The sequence below is a fragment of the Flavobacterium lotistagni genome, from assembly GCF_011392125.1.
GTDB lineage: Bacteria > Bacteroidota > Bacteroidia > Flavobacteriales > Flavobacteriaceae > Flavobacterium > Flavobacterium lotistagni.
Map to the genome: position 1 here is coordinate 1 of NZ_JAAJBU010000018.1, position 14,893 is coordinate 14,893.

At 33.2% G+C, this 14,893-nt stretch carries 19 protein-coding genes; 4 read left to right on the forward strand and 15 right to left on the reverse strand.

The features are described from left to right. Positions 1-258: 258 nt before the first annotated feature. The 5 genes from G4D82_RS13980 to G4D82_RS14000 form a co-directional block, all read right to left on the reverse strand. Positions 259-732, reverse strand: coding sequence for a hypothetical protein (locus G4D82_RS13980; RefSeq protein WP_166337920.1), 474 nt, complete (start codon positions 730-732; stop codon positions 259-261). A 695-nt stretch (positions 733-1,427) separates the two neighbouring features. Next, positions 1,428-1,817, reverse strand: a complete 390-nt coding sequence (locus G4D82_RS13985; RefSeq protein WP_166337921.1) for an energy transducer TonB — start codon at positions 1,815-1,817, stop codon at positions 1,428-1,430. Between the two features lie 181 nt (positions 1,818-1,998). Continuing rightward, a complete protein-coding gene (locus tag G4D82_RS13990; RefSeq protein ID WP_166337922.1) occupies positions 1,999-2,703 on the reverse strand; it encodes a DUF4145 domain-containing protein in 705 nt (234 codons plus the stop codon). 165 nt (positions 2,704-2,868) lie between these two features. After that, positions 2,869-3,015, reverse strand: a complete 147-nt coding sequence (locus G4D82_RS13995) for a hypothetical protein (RefSeq protein ID WP_166337923.1) — start codon at positions 3,013-3,015, stop codon at positions 2,869-2,871. Next, positions 3,002-3,586 carry a zeta toxin family protein gene (locus G4D82_RS14000; protein ID WP_166337924.1) on the reverse strand — a complete coding sequence of 195 codons (585 nt, stop codon included), beginning with the start codon at positions 3,584-3,586 and terminating at the stop codon, positions 3,002-3,004. Before G4D82_RS14000 ends, G4D82_RS13995 begins: the two co-directional genes overlap by 14 nt. A 593-nt stretch (positions 3,587-4,179) precedes the next feature. Between G4D82_RS14000 and G4D82_RS14005 the strand changes: the two genes are divergently transcribed. The 3 genes from G4D82_RS14005 to G4D82_RS14015 all read left to right on the forward strand — a co-directional run bounded on the left by G4D82_RS14005 (position 4,180) and on the right by G4D82_RS14015 (position 6,232). Further along, positions 4,180-4,698 carry a Panacea domain-containing protein gene (locus G4D82_RS14005; RefSeq protein WP_166337925.1) on the forward strand — a complete coding sequence of 173 codons (519 nt, stop codon included), beginning with the start codon at positions 4,180-4,182 and terminating at the stop codon, positions 4,696-4,698. Then, positions 4,695-5,138, forward strand: coding sequence for a hypothetical protein (locus G4D82_RS14010; protein ID WP_166337926.1), 444 nt, complete (start codon positions 4,695-4,697; stop codon positions 5,136-5,138). The genes G4D82_RS14005 and G4D82_RS14010 overlap by 4 nt, the downstream gene beginning before the upstream one ends. 197 nt (positions 5,139-5,335) lie before the next feature. Next, on the forward strand, positions 5,336-6,232 hold the full coding sequence (locus G4D82_RS14015) for a hypothetical protein (protein ID WP_166337927.1): 897 nt from the start codon (positions 5,336-5,338) through the stop codon (positions 6,230-6,232). 418 nt (positions 6,233-6,650) lie between these two features. Here G4D82_RS14015 and G4D82_RS14020 read toward each other — a convergent pair whose 3' ends face one another. Then, positions 6,651-6,800 (reverse strand): hypothetical protein, encoded by a 150-nt coding sequence (locus G4D82_RS14020; RefSeq protein WP_166337928.1) that lies wholly within the window; start codon positions 6,798-6,800, stop codon positions 6,651-6,653. Next, the gene (locus G4D82_RS14025) at positions 6,787-7,731 is read right to left on the reverse strand and encodes an IS1595 family transposase (RefSeq protein WP_166337929.1); all 945 of its coding nucleotides are present in this window, start codon (positions 7,729-7,731) and stop codon (positions 6,787-6,789) included. The genes G4D82_RS14020 and G4D82_RS14025 overlap by 14 nt, the downstream gene beginning before the upstream one ends. A gap of 104 nt (positions 7,732-7,835) precedes the next feature. Here G4D82_RS14025 and G4D82_RS14030 point away from each other — a divergent pair, with 104 nt between their 5' ends. Next, the gene (locus G4D82_RS14030; RefSeq protein WP_166337930.1) at positions 7,836-8,069 is read left to right on the forward strand and encodes a hypothetical protein; all 234 of its coding nucleotides are present in this window, start codon (positions 7,836-7,838) and stop codon (positions 8,067-8,069) included. Positions 8,070-8,148: 79 nt separating this feature from the next. Here G4D82_RS14030 and G4D82_RS14035 read toward each other — a convergent pair whose 3' ends face one another. The 8 genes from G4D82_RS14035 to G4D82_RS14070 form a co-directional block, all read right to left on the reverse strand. Then, the gene (locus tag G4D82_RS14035; RefSeq protein ID WP_166337931.1) at positions 8,149-8,529 is read right to left on the reverse strand and encodes a hypothetical protein; all 381 of its coding nucleotides are present in this window, start codon (positions 8,527-8,529) and stop codon (positions 8,149-8,151) included. 162 nt (positions 8,530-8,691) lie between these two features. Then, entirely contained in the window at positions 8,692-9,774 is a 1,083-nt protein-coding gene (locus tag G4D82_RS14040; protein ID WP_166337932.1) for a hypothetical protein, read from the reverse strand. A 158-nt stretch (positions 9,775-9,932) separates the two neighbouring features. Continuing rightward, positions 9,933-10,826, reverse strand: coding sequence for a DUF5677 domain-containing protein (locus G4D82_RS14045; protein ID WP_166337933.1), 894 nt, complete (start codon positions 10,824-10,826; stop codon positions 9,933-9,935). 644 nt (positions 10,827-11,470) lie between these two features. Beyond that, positions 11,471-12,061, reverse strand: a complete 591-nt coding sequence (locus G4D82_RS14050; protein WP_207788181.1) for a hypothetical protein — start codon at positions 12,059-12,061, stop codon at positions 11,471-11,473. Between the two features lie 185 nt (positions 12,062-12,246). After that, complete coding sequence (locus tag G4D82_RS14055; RefSeq protein ID WP_166337934.1) at positions 12,247-13,227, reverse strand: GTP pyrophosphokinase; 981 nt, start codon at positions 13,225-13,227, stop codon at positions 12,247-12,249. A 162-nt stretch (positions 13,228-13,389) separates the two neighbouring features. Next, entirely contained in the window at positions 13,390-13,683 is a 294-nt protein-coding gene (locus G4D82_RS14060) for a type II toxin-antitoxin system RelE/ParE family toxin (RefSeq protein WP_166337935.1), read from the reverse strand. After that, positions 13,684-13,926 (reverse strand): type II toxin-antitoxin system ParD family antitoxin, encoded by a 243-nt coding sequence (locus G4D82_RS14065; protein WP_166337936.1) that lies wholly within the window; start codon positions 13,924-13,926, stop codon positions 13,684-13,686. It lies immediately after the preceding gene. A 201-nt stretch (positions 13,927-14,127) separates the two neighbouring features. Next, a partial coding sequence (locus G4D82_RS14070) for a hypothetical protein (protein ID WP_207788182.1) occupies positions 14,128-14,893 on the reverse strand: 766 nt, incomplete at its 5' end.

The following is a 14,893-nucleotide window of genomic DNA, read 5'->3' on the forward strand; positions in this document are numbered from 1 at the left end:
GATTTTTTCGAAATATACTTTGGTAAAATTCAGCGCTTTTTTGCTGATCGTTTACATAAAATATAGTTTCAACAAGTTTGATATGCTTCATTGTATTCTCGGTTTTTACGGGTTGCAGTTAACGGTTGCTAGCTACGCGACGGCGCGGAATTAGCGAACCGAGTATTCTCCGCTAAGATAGAATTTCTTCGTGAAAACCAGACGTAAAATTAGGAAAAACCAGCGGTGCTCGCGTAGGTAGGGTTATAGGCAGGTTTTCTACATTCCAAAGCTTGATGTTTTTTTATATAACAATCCTTTTTTTACTGGCTCAAATTCAAATTCGTAAGCATAACCACCACCATTAGCTAATCTAACTTTTCCCTTTTTATATGTCGCGAGAAAAGGAATAATACTCACAAAAAACTTTTCTCTTTTATATTGTAATGGTAATATTCGCACTAACGTAATTGAATTTTTATTTTGCTTAATGGCACGTTTATATTCTTCTTTTCCATCTAAATATTCAATCTCAGTTTCGCCTACATTTTTTGGCCAATAATAGTCCATTATTTGATAATTAAAATCAACATAAAGTTTCACTTTTCTGCCACTGAGAGAATCACAAAACCTCTTTAGAGATTCAATATAAATATTATTATTTTTTGAATTATCGGTATCTAAAATTTCTTGACAAAAAGAATTGGTGGAAATAAGTAATAAAGTAAATATTGTGATCAGATTTAATTTCATACGAGATTTTCTTTAAACTTGCCTATAACGGTTTCTGGCTAGATTTCGTGGCGGTTTGACAACCGAGTTTTCTCCGCTAGCACAAAACGAAAATAGGAAAATAAAACGAACAATTTGCCGGAAAATAGCCATGGAATTTAGCCAGTGTTAACGGGCGGTTTTCTTATTTATTCCAACTTTCAAGTTCCAATTTTCAGGTTTCGTTTGCGTTTAGTTTTGCAACTTCAATTTTAACGTTCCAATTTTCAGGTTTCGCTTGCGTTTAGTTTTGCAATTCCAACATTCCAGTTTCGCTTGCGTTTCGCATTTCTAATCCAACTTTCTAGTTTCTTTTGCGTTTAACTTTGCAACTTCAATTTTCACGTTCCAACTTTCAGGTTTCGCTTGCGTTTAGTTTTACAATTCCAACTTTCCAGTTTCGTTCGCGTTCAGCTTTGCAACTTCAATTTTCAAACTCCAATTTTCAAGTTTCGTTTGTATCAAACTATGCAGTTCCAACTCTACAATTTAAGCTTCAATGTTCCGGTTTTCCAAACTGACCGTTAACGGTCTGCCGCCACGCGACGTTGCGGAAAAGCGAACCGAGATTTCTCCACTAAGATAGAAAGTTCAACGTAAAAACAAAGCTTCCGGCTAAGAAAAACCAGCAATGATCGCGTGGCGGCTGTTATGAGTTGTTGTAGAATTTAGGAATGTCAATTGATGCTTATTGGAATTGAATATTTAGATCTTACTAGTTCTTCTCCAATTCTTCCCGGAATCCATTTAGGTGATAATTTCATTACTCTTAATGCTTCTAAGTTCATGGCAGGATTTATTCCACGAACAATATTTATGTTTGTTAATGTACCATCTACTTCAACAATAAATGTCAAGTATATTTTTCCAGTATTTTCACCTTTCTCCGGAAGATTAAAATTTTGTCCTAGAAATTGATAAAATTTGCTTATTCCTCCAGGGAAATCAGGTTTTATCTCCAGTTGTTTTGCGTCAATAACATCAGAATTTGCTGCATTTGAGTCTTGATTTTGTGCTAATATATTTTGTGTTATTAGAACAATTACGATTAAGAAAAGCTTTTTCATTTTTAAGATTTTATCTCTTTTTATGCGGTTTTACGAACAATAACTCATAACGGTCCGCCGCCACGCGACGTTGCGGAAAAGCGAACCGAGATTTCTCCACTAAGATAGAAAGTTAAACGTGAAAACAAGGCTTCCGGCTAAGAAAAACCAGCGATGATCGCGTGGCGGCTGTTGGCAGTAGTTATTTTTTTTCAGCTTTATCTACTTCTTTAGATTTACTAATTCCTATTATTTTGTTGAGTCTTTCTTCTCTCTCAAACCTATTAATATACCATTCGTTAAATAAAAGTTCAATTAATTCAATTAGCATTTGTGCTTCATTTGGATCAACATCTATTATTAGATTAATATCCTTTTCCATATGAGCTCCAATATTTCCAATTTTTCTTATTGCATCAATCGATTTCCAAGTTAATGGGTCTACTTTATCTTCTATCGCATTTATTTCATCAACGAGTCTAGGTTTAGATATTTTCCAAAAATCACGAATCATTCCTTGTAAACATCTTCTTGATAAAGTTGCTGATGCTTTTGGGCTCAATTCTTTTATAGAGCAAGCTTCTTCATAATCTGTAATTAGAGGTTTTGGTATGTAATCAGGGAATACCTGCGCTTGAGAATTAGGTATTAGATTCCATTCTTTTAATAATTTTCCATCAACATATTCATATCTATTTCCTGTATAAGTATATTTTGTGTCGAAGATGTACGCTGTTAGTGTATACTTATTACAATCAGGATTTGGGCATACTATAAATTCATTGTAAAGAGATTTATCTTTTGAGGCATTTTCTATTGTAAGATAAGTTACTGATTGATGAAAATTATCATCTTTAATTGTTGAATAAGTATTACAATATGGACATTTTCTTTTAAAAGGTTTCATCTATATAATATTGGGTTTATAATTACTGCCAACGGTCTGCCGCCACGCGACGTTGCGGAAAAGCGAACCGAGTTTTCTCCGCTAAAGATAGAATTTCTTCGTGAAAACAAAGCTTCCGGTTAGGAAAAACCAGCAATGATCGCGTGGCGGCTGTTATGAGAAGTGCTAAGGTTTTACTCTCGTAATTTGATTGTCTTTTAAAATCACAAGTTCACTATTCATTTTCTTTTTGAACTCAATTAGTTTATCATAAACTTTGTCCATTCCTTCCAAGATTTTAATTTGGTTCGGTGTCATTTTATGCGTTTCCATGATAATAGTTTTTGAGTTTATTGAATTTAGTTTCATTAAAAATATCGATGTCTGTTTCAAAAGTCTTCTTGGCAATTAAATCATGCTTTCCTTCAGAATTATCAAATATCATTACTTCGTCAGCAATAGGCAAGTAAATATTGAAAAGATTTTTTATTCCATTAACGTATCTACGTTTTATAACATCCGTTTCAATATTGTGACCGCCTTCGAGAACTCTAGTTTTAACACGCTCAATTGCTAAATCAACATTTTGCAGCCAAAAGAATAAAAGAGTTACGTTATAGTTTTTGCTTTTCGCTTCGGTAATTTTTGATTTGTAACTCTTAGTTGCCAATGTAGTTTCGAAAGCAAAATTTTCATTTGTTTCTAATAGCTCATTTATTCTCTTAAGCATTATTCTGCCAGCTTCAAAGGAAACTTTTTCGGGCTGAAATGGAGACAAACCTTTGGCGATTTCGTCAGCGTTTACAAACTCTTTACAATCTAAAATCTCAGGTAAAATAGTGAATGATGCTGTAGTTTTTCCAGCACCATTGCAACCTGCTATTATATAAAGGTTTTTTTTCATGCCCAAAGATACCAATTTGATTTTAGAATTTGATTCCGGGCACTCAAAAAGCATTTCTCATAACGGTTCGCCGCCACGCGACGTTGCGGAAAAGCGAACCGAGTATTCTCCGCTAAGATAGAATTTCTACGTGAAAAATAGAGTAGAGGCTAAGAAAAACCAGCAATGATCGCGTGGCGGCTGTTACCAGCAGGTTTTCTTATTTATTCAACTTCGCTTGTCTGTTTAATTGCGTAAATATCAATTAAGATAAATGGCAATAACTAAGAATTGTAACCCAACTTCCTAAAACCTCAATGACCGCCTGAGATAGCTTCTTTTTGGCGGTTATTTGTTTTCGCTAATTGGATTTTGTCAGCTCTTCTCAAGATTTTAAAATTTGCTGACTGTAAGTAAGTCAAAGATACCGAAAAAATTTCATAGATGTTTCATGTTAAAAACCTAAAAAATTTAGATTGTTGCAAAATATCGGCGTAGATGTTGACAAAAAATGGCGCGAAGGCAACCAGTCATTGATTTCGTATTTATATGGAACTTGTTGAAAACTAACGTTAAAAGTTGATAAATAAAGTTTTTATTTATATCTTTGCGTAATGGTAGGCTTCAAACTAAATATTGAAAAAGCATTAACAGCGCTGCTATATGTTTCTTCAGAGCTAGGCAGTAATGCGGATTTTCATAAAACATTTAAAATTTTATATTTTGCTGACCAAAAGCATTTGGTTAGATATGGACGCCCAATTATTGGTGATTTATACGTAAAAATGAAGTATGGGCCTGTTCCTTCCTACATTAAAAATGTAGTTGATGGGAATATTGAACAATACTCGAATATTGTAGAGGTGTATAATAGAATATACATGCGCCCAATTCAAAAGTTTGATTTAGACTATTTATCAGCATCCGATTTGGAATGTCTAGCGGAATCGATACGAGAGAATAAGGATTTGTCTTTTGATGACTTAACAAGAAAAAGCCATGACGCAGCGTGGAACGGAGCTAGCTGGCCTATAGATTACTTGGAAGTTTTAAAAGCAGGTTCTGAAAACGAAAGCGATATGTTGTCATATGTAAAAGCAAATATGCTTAACAACAATATAATGCTGTCGTGAACTTACAAGATTGCTTTTCAGACGAGCAAAGGGAGTTTTTTGCCAAACAGAATGTTGACTTAGGAACTGCAATTCTGGTTAAAATACCATCATTTACCGTAAATTATGCCAAATATGCTATCATCCTAGCAAAAAACACTAAAGATGTGGCTATGGTTGTGATAAACTCTGAGGTTAATCCAAATGTTAATTGGAACACCACGTTGATTTCTCAACACATATTAATACCTGTTTCCGATCATCCATTTCTTGATTATGACAGCTATGTTGATTGCACTGCATTAAGAGAGATGCCGCTATTAGATGTGATAAGCTTTATTAAAAACAATCCTGATAAAGTTTTTAATGTTTCCGATTCGGTTTGCGCACAATTAATTAAAGCGGTAACCGAATCTATTTTTATATCAAATGCAGAAAAACGAAAATACAAGTTTATTTAAAGGGTGAAGCTTTTGGAAATAACTTAGGATTGCACCCCAATAAACTAAATTTCAGAGCCGCCCAATTTAGGCGGTTTTTTTTATTTCAGAACGTTTCGGTTTTTCTGTGGCTGCACAGCTTTTCAATACTTCAAATATAAGCAATTTTTCGACTTCGCATAATTTGTTTACATTAGTTCCGTAAACCAAACAATACAATGGAAATTGAGGATGTTGAATCTCTAAGGCGTGAGTACAAGAAATCTAGAGAGGTCTGGTTAATTGCAGAAGACGAAAAGACCGCCAAAAAGCACCGGGTTGATATTGGCGAAAAATACTGCATAGAAAAAAATCCAACCAATAACGAGGAGGCTATTGAAAAGTTGGAAAAAGATATAGGGCTTATTTTTTTAGAAATATGCATAGCAGAATTTGATTTAAAATACCCGAGAAGCTATAGAGCCATGAGTGATGAGTTGGCCGAACTGCAATCTTTCATTGATAAAGCTGAAAGCTATTCATTAGTAGATGCTTTTGATTATAGAAAAGTAACACCGGAAACAAGAGACCACTATGAGTACTTAAAATTTGTTCATGGATTTTATCAAAAAAAGGAATTTTTTGTTTGGGAAAGTTTTTTCGAAAAAGGTTCTATTCCAGTATACTCCAAATATGTTTTATATAAAAAATGGTTGGAAACACAAATAAGCAAATTAGAGCCAGAATTTAATTTTGATACAATAGGACAGCAGCCAATTACTATACGAAAACGCGTTGATTTTTTTGAAGACTACAGCGACAGGATTCAAACCAACACCCAAAAACATCCAGCGCATAATCCAAACCTATGGAATCCAAAAAGCTATGATTTATTCAAGTATCTTTTTGAAAATTACTACACTGGAAAAAACACACAATTGATGAACATTTGGTTTTTTCTTAAAAGCGATATTGGAGTAAATTATTTACAGAAACCCCCTCGGAAATTATATTTGAATTTTGTCCTTGAATCGTATAATGTTAAAATTACAAACTTCGATAAGCCCCATAATTGGTTTGAAAAACACTTACCAATACTTAAACAACACCTTAGAAATTTTGAAGAAAATAATTAGAACGTAAATCGCAACGCAAATTATAACGCAAAAAATACCGTAAAAAACGCAAATCTAAACTCTTTTTTAAAACTGATTATATGCCGAAATTTGCCTTGTTAACTTAATAAACTATGGAAATTCCATTATTAATTTCTTCGGAAACGGTCACAAACAAAAAACCCCAAACGTGTGGAGCGTTTGAGGTTTGTCTTAATGATTCACCTTGTAAACCAAATCATTATCTTATGATGTACTTCAAAAGACTTGCTTTAAAAATCGTCTTTATAAAGATACTTGTAAAACGAAATTAACCTTGCCGTAAGCCCTCAACATTAGAGGCGGGAAATTCGTCGGGAAAAGGTCTCATTAGCCCTGCTTATGCTACCGAGTCTTAAAATTGGGATTGTTAGCGCAATCCCTTTTTCATTTTACAAATTTAATTATTTTTCTTTTTGCTTGTTAGATTTGGGTCAACTTTTTTCTTAATCATTGCGGAAAGCGTATCATTAAAACGAGGTTTGTCAACCTTAATATCTTCGGTTGGTCTTGGTATTTCCTCGTCTGCTATTTTCTTATTTTTTGCCATGTACTAAGGTTTTATAATCTAATCTCTTATTTGTTCCGTTAGCCAAAGCCAAATCGAATAACGAACCGCAAGATAATGAACGATTGTTGTATCTGAAAGAAGTTTCGTGTAAATAACGCCCAAGATGCTTACGGCTTACTTGGTGGTAAGTTCCTACGATAGTTCTTTTAACGTGTGACCAATAGTTCTCAAGGTTATTGGTGTGCGCATTACCTTTCACATATTCCTCAACTTTGTGGCAAACAAACTCATGTACATAATCGGCTTTCAAAGCTCTGTAAGGTCTGTATTCGTCAGAATAGATTGTGTTTCCGGCTGCAACCTTTGAACGCATAATAGGCAAGACAACTGCGCCAGTTGTGTTTACTACTGGAGTAGCGAACACTTTACCGTCACGCTCCAAGATACCGATAACAGCAGTTTTGGTTTTAGTTGAACGCCCCTGATTGTTTGGCGTTCTTTTGCTTGCGTGCTTGTTTTGCTCGACACCACCGATAAAAGTTTCATCTACTTCAACCGGCTTTGTAAACACAGGGGTTTCTACATTGTAAGATTCTCTGATTCTATGCAATATAAACCAAGCAGTTGTTTGACTTACTTTGATGTTTTTAGCAAGCGCATAAGAACTTGAGCCTTTTTTATCGCCTGATGTTACCAAGTAGATAGCAAAAAACCATTTTTTCAAAGATATATTTGAATCCTGAAATATTGTACCTACTTTGATTCCGAACTGTTTGCGACAACCATAACATTTGTAACGTTTCGTTTTTCCTTTCAAAGCGTTCACTCTTTCAGATTCGCAGTAAGGACAGACAGGCACACCGTTCCAACGCAATAACTCAAAATGAGCTTCGCATTTAGCTTCTGTATCGAAATACTCTACTAATTCAATTAAACTGTCGAAATCTCTGATGTCTTTTGTGGCTGCCATAACTTGTTTAGTTTGATGATGTAAATATACTACACTTTATTTACACTAACAAACATTTTTCGAGTTATTTTGTAATTATTATTAACTTTATTTACATTTGTCGAATGAGAGCTAACGTTTTTACAGTAACAAAAGACAACAAAGTGCTTTTTGTTGAATCAAATCTGAAAGACTTTTTAAAAGGTTTTGGATTGATTGAGCCTAACGCGCCTCATTACAATACGTTATACAAAAACTTTGCCATTAGCAACGTTTATGAAAAAGACGGATATTGTTTTCAAAAATTTACCGTAGAACAGATAAACGAGTTTGTTTCGAGTTCTGCAAACCCAAAATAAATTAGGCTGTTTTGCCCTCAAAAATTGAGAAAAAAGGCAAACTGAAAAACTTAATTAAAAAGTGGGTTATAATTCTGGCTTATTGCCAGATAAATAATGCAACTGTAAAATTTCCTAGCATATAAGGCAAACCTTCTAGTTCAAATTTTAAAAACTCCATTATCACTGAAATCAACCAAATAATTGAAATCTGTATATTGAAAAGTCCAGCAAGTAAGTAAAAGAAATTATTTTTAAGCTTAAATCTATATTTGCTTTTATAAAGACTAATTCTTGTCAATATTAAAATTATTCCAATTCCTGCAGCAATCATTGCGCTACCAATAAAATTGAAAAACAAAGTCATTGAGCCGGTTGAATATTTTACTTCACTACTATAATAATCAAAGAAATTATACAATGTCCAGACATTGATAAGTATCAATGATAAAGTGGTAAATTTAAAATGTTCTTTGTTCATAGATTCGTACTTTTCAAACTTGCTGGTAACGGTTTGCGGCCTTGTATAGTGGCGGATTTGCGAACCGAGTTTTCTCCACTAAGGTAGAAAGTTCTCCGTGAAAACCAAGTTTCCGGTTAAGAAAAACCAGCCATTATACAAGACCGCGGTTGGCAGTAGTTATTATTCGTAGTCATCTTCAGGGAGATCTTTAATAAAATTTTCTAATAAAAATAGTTTGGTAGCCTTATCAAGTTTTTTGTAATCTTCCAGCGATTTATTATACAAGGTTTTTCTTTCATTCTCTTTATCAAAAACTTCTTCCTTTTCTTCCGGAGCTGACAAAAGCTTAACAGTGTTTCCTTTTATTATATGTTCAGTTAATAATCTTGTTATTTCCTCGATTTTCTTTTCTTGGGCTTCTTTTTTATCTTTCTTCGCTTGTTTTTTTAATTCCTTTCTGACAGTTTCCTTAACGTTTTGCAGCATTAACTTTTCTCGTTTTTCTTCAAGTTCTAGGAGTTCAGAATTTCCATTAAAAGTCTTTGAGAGATTTTCTTTTACGATTGTTTTATATGCTAAATATGCCGAATAAGAACTCATTCCTGCAGTAAATACATCGAGTAATTTTTCAGCGACTTCAAATGACAAATTAATTATTACTTCGATTGAGCCTTGTTCAACTTCTATTATTTCAAAAGCTTTAGGCGTTTCATCCGTTACCACTTGTTGATATAGGAATAGACATTTGTCCCAGTTTTTTAGTTCGTAGGAAAAAGCTTTTAAGTTATCAATTGATTTTTCGTTTTTAAAGATTAAAGCAAATATCGCGTTTTCGTCACCTTGGAATTCGGATAAATCTCTTTCTTCAAATGGAAGTATTATTTTTCTAATTTTCTCAATTTCTTCTAAGTTACTATTAAGATCTGCAATCATTTCAGTTAGAACGGTGTTCAATTCATTGTAAATAATTGAGTAATCAGAATGATTTTTTTTAAGAATTTCAAATAACTTCTTTTTATGTTTTTCAATATCAAATGGAGTGATTTTCCCAACCAGAATTTTATTTAAAGCATTCGGAACATCATTGTTCTTTAATTCTAACAAGTCATCAATAGTTTTGTCTACTATTTCTTTGAGTAGTAAAATATTTGACGAATTATTATCAATTGTGCTTTTGTAATCCTGAATTCTAGTTTGCAATTTTCCTTTACCCAATTCAGATTTTAAAATGTCTATAAGCTCAATAATTTTTCTGATAGTCATAGTTTTGTTTTATAATTACTGCCAACGGTCTCTGGCTAGATTTCGTGGCGGTTTGATAACCGAGTTTTCTCCACTAGCACAAAACGAAAATAGGAAAATAAAACAAACAATTTACCGGAAAATTAGCCATGGAATTTAGCCAGTGTTGGCGGCAGGTTTTAAAATTCAGTATTATCAAGTTTAGTATTAAAATCAATATACCATTTTTCATAGATTTGATTTTTCTCGGGAACTCTTTTATCTACAAAATTGGAATAAGCTATGATTATGCAGGTTAACACTTCTATTACCACATATCTTGCTGTATAATTTTCACGCATTGCTCCAAATGTTATTTCACCATTCTTTTCTATAAGATTGCTTTTCAAAATATTTGAACTATGAATATCTTCTGAACAGTTCCTATAATACACTTCATAAAGGGATTGACGATTTAGATATTTGGCGAGGCTGTCTAGATTAACCGGGCCATCATATAATGAGTACCAATTTGGATTTTTGTTTTTACTATGTGTTCTTTGATATTCTGCTTCTATACTTGAAAGATGTTTTGAACGTAGTTTGAGCTCAAAATCTTCTATTTGTTTACCAATAACCGGAATCTTAATGAATGGAACTTTTTTATAGATTTTATCTTTATTTAGTTGCGCTCTAAATTCTTTTCCGGCTTGAGTGTTAGGATCTAATTTAGTAAAGAACTTGATTTCTTTATGAATGGATGCGACAATATATGCCAATGCTCTGTTCTTAAAATCGTTTTCTAATAAGTACTCTAAACACAATACATTTTCAATTAGAACTCTAAATAATAATTTAGTATTATCGATTGAAGAATTTTTTACAAGTATTGAAATCCCGTCAGCAATTTCTAAAATATTTTTAAAGAAAATTTGAGCAACGGCATTTTCTCTATGTGAATTATTCTTCTCAATTTCCCAATTTAAAATGTGTGTACCAAAATTCACAGATTTATCAATTAACGATGATAAATTGTCTAATCGTTCATTTTGTAGATTTCGGTTAAGAATTTTTTTTACTTCTTGGATTTCCATGATTTCTTCAACTTGCCGCCAACGGTTTGCGGCCTTGCGACAGTGGCGGATTCGCGAACCGAGTTTTCTCCACTAAGGTAAAAAGTTCTTCGTGAAAACCAAGTTTCCGGTTAAGAAATTCGAGACATTTCGCAAGACCGCGGTTAACGGCTGGTTCTTTTATTTATTCCAATTTTCACGTTCCGATTTTCCAGTTTTGTTTACGTTTTGCTTTTCGATTCAAACTTGTTTCAGCTTCAGTTGCGTTTAGCTTTTTATATTCCAATTTTTACGTTCCAACTTTCAAGTTTCGTTTACGTTTAGCTTTTCTATTTCAATTTTCACGTTCCAACTTTCAAGTTTCGTTTGCGTTTAGTTTTTCCGCTCCAATTTTCACGTTCCAATTTTCAAGTTTCGTTTGCGTTTCGCTTTTCAACTCAAACTTTGGAGTTTCACTTGCGTTAAATTATGCAGTTTCTACATTCCAATTTTAGCTTCAACGTTTCGTTTTTCCGAACTTGCCGTTAACGGTCCGCGGCCTCGCGCAGTGGCGGATTTGCGAACCGAGTTTTCTCCGTTAAAGATAGAATTTCTTCGTGAAAAATAGAGTAGAGGCTAAGAAATTCCAGACATTGCGACGAGACCGCTGTTGTGTGTTCGGCATTTCATAAATCTCGTTTAGCTTTTGCTTTAATTATATTGGTATTTACTTTATCAAAATATGCTAAACGAACAAAGCATTTAGTTACTCCATCGTGCTCGATTGATAATTGAATTTCTCCTCTATCTGTATTCCATATCGAATGATATTTACATTTGTCAAATTTCACTTTATACATTCTGTCATTATCGTCGCGTGGCTGTGAATACGTCGGACCATCAAATTTCTCAATTGTCTCCGAAGCTTTACCGTATTTTTCGGTTAACATTTCTTTCAAATCTATATAGTTTGCAGAAAGAGTAGACCATGTCTCTTTTTCGGGAAAAATAACTACTATTTTATGTACAAGATCTTTCTGTTTTAATGTAGAAACACCGACGAAGCAATCTTTGTAGCCTGCGAAATCGCCATTTAAAATTGCTGTTCCATCTTCAGTTTGCAAATGCCTAAAACCTTCAAGTTCCATTTTTGAAATATAATCATCAAGAGTTCCATCGATAGGCACGCTTTTAAAAACAAGATGTTCTGTTTGAGAATAAGTAAAACTCATACAATTCAATAAAAGTAATAACGATAAAATGATTTTTGTCTTCATAATTAGATATTCTAAAGTTATAAATACTGTTTTGTGGTTTATGCTGACACACAACGGTTGCTAGCTACGCGACGGCGCGGAATTAGCGAACCGAGTATTCTCCGCTAAGATAGAATTTCTTCGTGAAAAATAGGCGAGATGTTAGGAAAAACCAGCGGTGCTCGCGTAGGTAGGGTTAGCAGGCGTTATTTTTTAGGAAGATTGTTTATCATTCTTACCCATTTTTTATCATCATCAAATCTCATCATGGTTCTAATTAAACCAATATGTGTATAATAATAACCTTTCCTTTTAGCTTTTGGATTACGCAATTCAGTTTCAATAGCATATTCTTTATCTTCTTCTAAAGCAGCTTTGTATTGCCTTTCAATAAGGCTCTGTAAATTCTTTTGAGTTACGATATTAAAGTACTGTAAATCCTCAAGCAAATCTGAATAATCTTCATTTTCGATTTTATTTTGTTTTGGAAGATGTAAGTCTAATATCGAAGCTAATAAATCCACATTAAGCGTTTGATCTTTTGTATTTTGTTTTGTAATTTGACTCTTATATTCTTCGCGTTCAATTAAAAGTCGTTCAAATTCTAAATCAACAGTTTCTAATAAAGCTGAAACTCGGCCAATTGATCTTAATAGTTGTCTTGGTACACTTTCTTCATGCTTATATTGTAACTCATTGGATGCTTCTGCCCAAGTATGTTGGGAAAGAGTTCTGATTTGGATTTCGGCAGTAAATTTTTCAAGTCCTTTAAACGTAGGAACATTACTCCACGTTTTAGGGATTTTTACAATAAAATGTTTAGATGAATAACCGAATTGATTTTCTAATAATTTCTCTTCAGAGTTATATTGCTTAACAACTTCGAGATTATTTGATATTAGATTGCTTAAGACATCTATATCTTTTTTGAACAATATTATAATTCTCAAACCAATAACATCTTGTAATTCAGTTATTGATTTTTTGATGTTAACCCTGCCGCTTTCTAATTTCTCAAGAATAGATTCTATTGACTTTATTCGACTTTGAATTGGAAAGCCTAAAATAATGTTTTCATTATCTAAAATTTCAGATAATTGATTTAATAGTGATTTATTAAATTTATCAAATCCAGATTTTAAGACTGAATATTCGTGCTCAATTTCTTTCGAGGTTAATTTACTCATGGTTTTTTGTTATAATGACTGCTAACGGTTGCTAGCTACGCGACGGCGCGGAATTAGCGAACTGAGTATTCTCCGCTAAGATAGAATTTCTTCGTGAAAACCAGACGTGAAATTAGCAAAAAACCAGCGGTGCTCGCGTAGGTAGGGTTATGTGTGGTTCCTCTATATTTTGCTTTTCAAATCCATCATCCCATGTAAAACTCTTTCTACTTCAATCTCGTTCTTTACGATTTCTCTGTAGAAAATAATATGTTGACCACATTTATAGCCAAGCACATTCAACGAAAGAATTTCATATGACTTTCCTAGTTGTGGATTATTTGCCAAATCCATACACGAAGCCATAATTAGATTGTAATATTTCTCAGCTTGATTTTCTGACCATTCATTAACCGTGTAATCCCAGATCTCTATTAAATCTTCAAGCGCTTTATTTGTAAAATGAAATTTTGCCATTTATTTTTTTCTAGCCTTTAAAGATTCCAAAAACTTTTTAGGCTCAAAATCTTTAGCTCTTCCGCTATCAATTCCTTCTTGTATTGCTTTTTTTAATGCTATTACTCGGTTTTCCTCTTCTTCCAATAAACGAAGTCCAGCTCTTATAACTTCACTGGCATTATTAAATCTTCCATCATTGATAGTGTGTTCGATAAAATTTTCGAAATGATTACCAAGCGATATTGAGGTATTGCGTCCCATGATTTTTAATTTTTAGCTAAGTTACCAAAAAATGGTAATCGTCCAAATTTTCCGTTGCGTTTTTTTGGAATCACACATAACGGTCCGCGGCCTCGCGCAGTGGCGGTTTTGCGAACCGAGTTTTCTCCGTTAAAGATAGAATTTCTTCGTGAAAACCAAGCTTCTAGTTAAGAAATTCGAGACATTGCGACGAGACCGCTGTTAACTGCTGGCTTTATTACGTATTTTGTAAATTCTGATAAGTAAAAGAAATAAAATAAGTAGGCCGAGTTTAATTGATAAAGATAATAACTTGAAGTTTTCCTCAATTTGTTTTAAATCTTTATTAAATGATATTGACTGTAAAAAGGTTGATTTATTTCTCTCATTATACTTTAGGACTTTAGAGTATACAAATACATAAAGTGTTTTATCCGCAAATAATATCAAAGATTCACCATTTTGATTTTCGGAATCATTATCCTTTAATATCAATTTCATAAATAAAAGTTTGTTGATATTTACAAAACTTGAATCTTTTAGAATTAGTCCTTTTTGATGAAATTTTTCTATATATGTTTTAGATAATGTTCGATAATATTTTTTCAGTTCTGTTTCACTAGATGGATATTCTAGATTGTCTAATTCAGTTCTGATTGCAGCATAAGAATCTTCGGCGGTATTATGATAAAAAGTTTTTATTGATACACCATCTGCAATTGTATCAAACTTTTCAATTTTGCCAGGAAATTCAATTGATACATTATCGTCAAATTTAATTTGAGAAATTGACAATACTGGTTTGAGCAATATTAATAAAATTAAAATTTTATTCATGTTCGTCTGGTGTAAGCTTGCAGTTAACGGTTTGCGGCCTTGCGTCAGTGGCGGATTTGCGAACCGAGTTTTCTCCACTAAGGTAAAAAGTTCTTCGTGAAAACCAAGATTCCGGCCAAGAAATTCGAGACATTGCGCAAGACCGCGGTTA

Bases quoted from the DNA above. Each gene is read 5' to 3' on its own strand.
- G4D82_RS13995 (WP_166337923.1), bottom strand. From the start codon at position 3,015: ATGGAAACGCATAAAATGACACCGAACCAAATTAAAATCTTGGAAGGA.
- G4D82_RS13990 (WP_166337922.1), bottom strand. From the start codon at position 2,703: ATGAAACCTTTTAAAAGAAAATGTCCATATTGTAATACTTATTCAACA.
- G4D82_RS14040 (WP_166337932.1), bottom strand. From the start codon at position 9,774: ATGACTATCAGAAAAATTATTGAGCTTATAGACATTTTAAAATCTGAA.
- G4D82_RS14065 (WP_166337936.1), bottom strand. From the start codon at position 13,926: ATGGGACGCAATACCTCAATATCGCTTGGTAATCATTTCGAAAATTTT.
- G4D82_RS14060 (WP_166337935.1), bottom strand. From the start codon at position 13,683: ATGGCAAAATTTCATTTTACAAATAAAGCGCTTGAAGATTTAATAGAG.
- G4D82_RS14045 (WP_166337933.1), bottom strand. From the start codon at position 10,826: ATGGAAATCCAAGAAGTAAAAAAAATTCTTAACCGAAATCTACAAAAT.
- G4D82_RS13985 (WP_166337921.1), bottom strand. From the start codon at position 1,817: ATGAAAAAGCTTTTCTTAATCGTAATTGTTCTAATAACACAAAATATA.
- G4D82_RS14005 (WP_166337925.1), top strand. From the start codon at position 4,180: ATGGTAGGCTTCAAACTAAATATTGAAAAAGCATTAACAGCGCTGCTA.
- G4D82_RS14020 (WP_166337928.1), bottom strand. From the start codon at position 6,800: ATGGCAAAAAATAAGAAAATAGCAGACGAGGAAATACCAAGACCAACC.
- G4D82_RS14050 (WP_207788181.1), bottom strand. From the start codon at position 12,061: ATGAAGACAAAAATCATTTTATCGTTATTACTTTTATTGAATTGTATG.
- G4D82_RS13980 (WP_166337920.1), bottom strand. From the start codon at position 732: ATGAAATTAAATCTGATCACAATATTTACTTTATTACTTATTTCCACC.
- G4D82_RS14035 (WP_166337931.1), bottom strand. From the start codon at position 8,529: ATGAACAAAGAACATTTTAAATTTACCACTTTATCATTGATACTTATC.
- G4D82_RS14055 (WP_166337934.1), bottom strand. From the start codon at position 13,227: ATGAGTAAATTAACCTCGAAAGAAATTGAGCACGAATATTCAGTCTTA.
- G4D82_RS14025 (WP_166337929.1), bottom strand. From the start codon at position 7,731: ATGGCAGCCACAAAAGACATCAGAGATTTCGACAGTTTAATTGAATTA.
- G4D82_RS14000 (WP_166337924.1), bottom strand. From the start codon at position 3,586: ATGAAAAAAAACCTTTATATAATAGCAGGTTGCAATGGTGCTGGAAAA.
- G4D82_RS14030 (WP_166337930.1), top strand. From the start codon at position 7,836: ATGAGAGCTAACGTTTTTACAGTAACAAAAGACAACAAAGTGCTTTTT.
- G4D82_RS14015 (WP_166337927.1), top strand. From the start codon at position 5,336: ATGGAAATTGAGGATGTTGAATCTCTAAGGCGTGAGTACAAGAAATCT.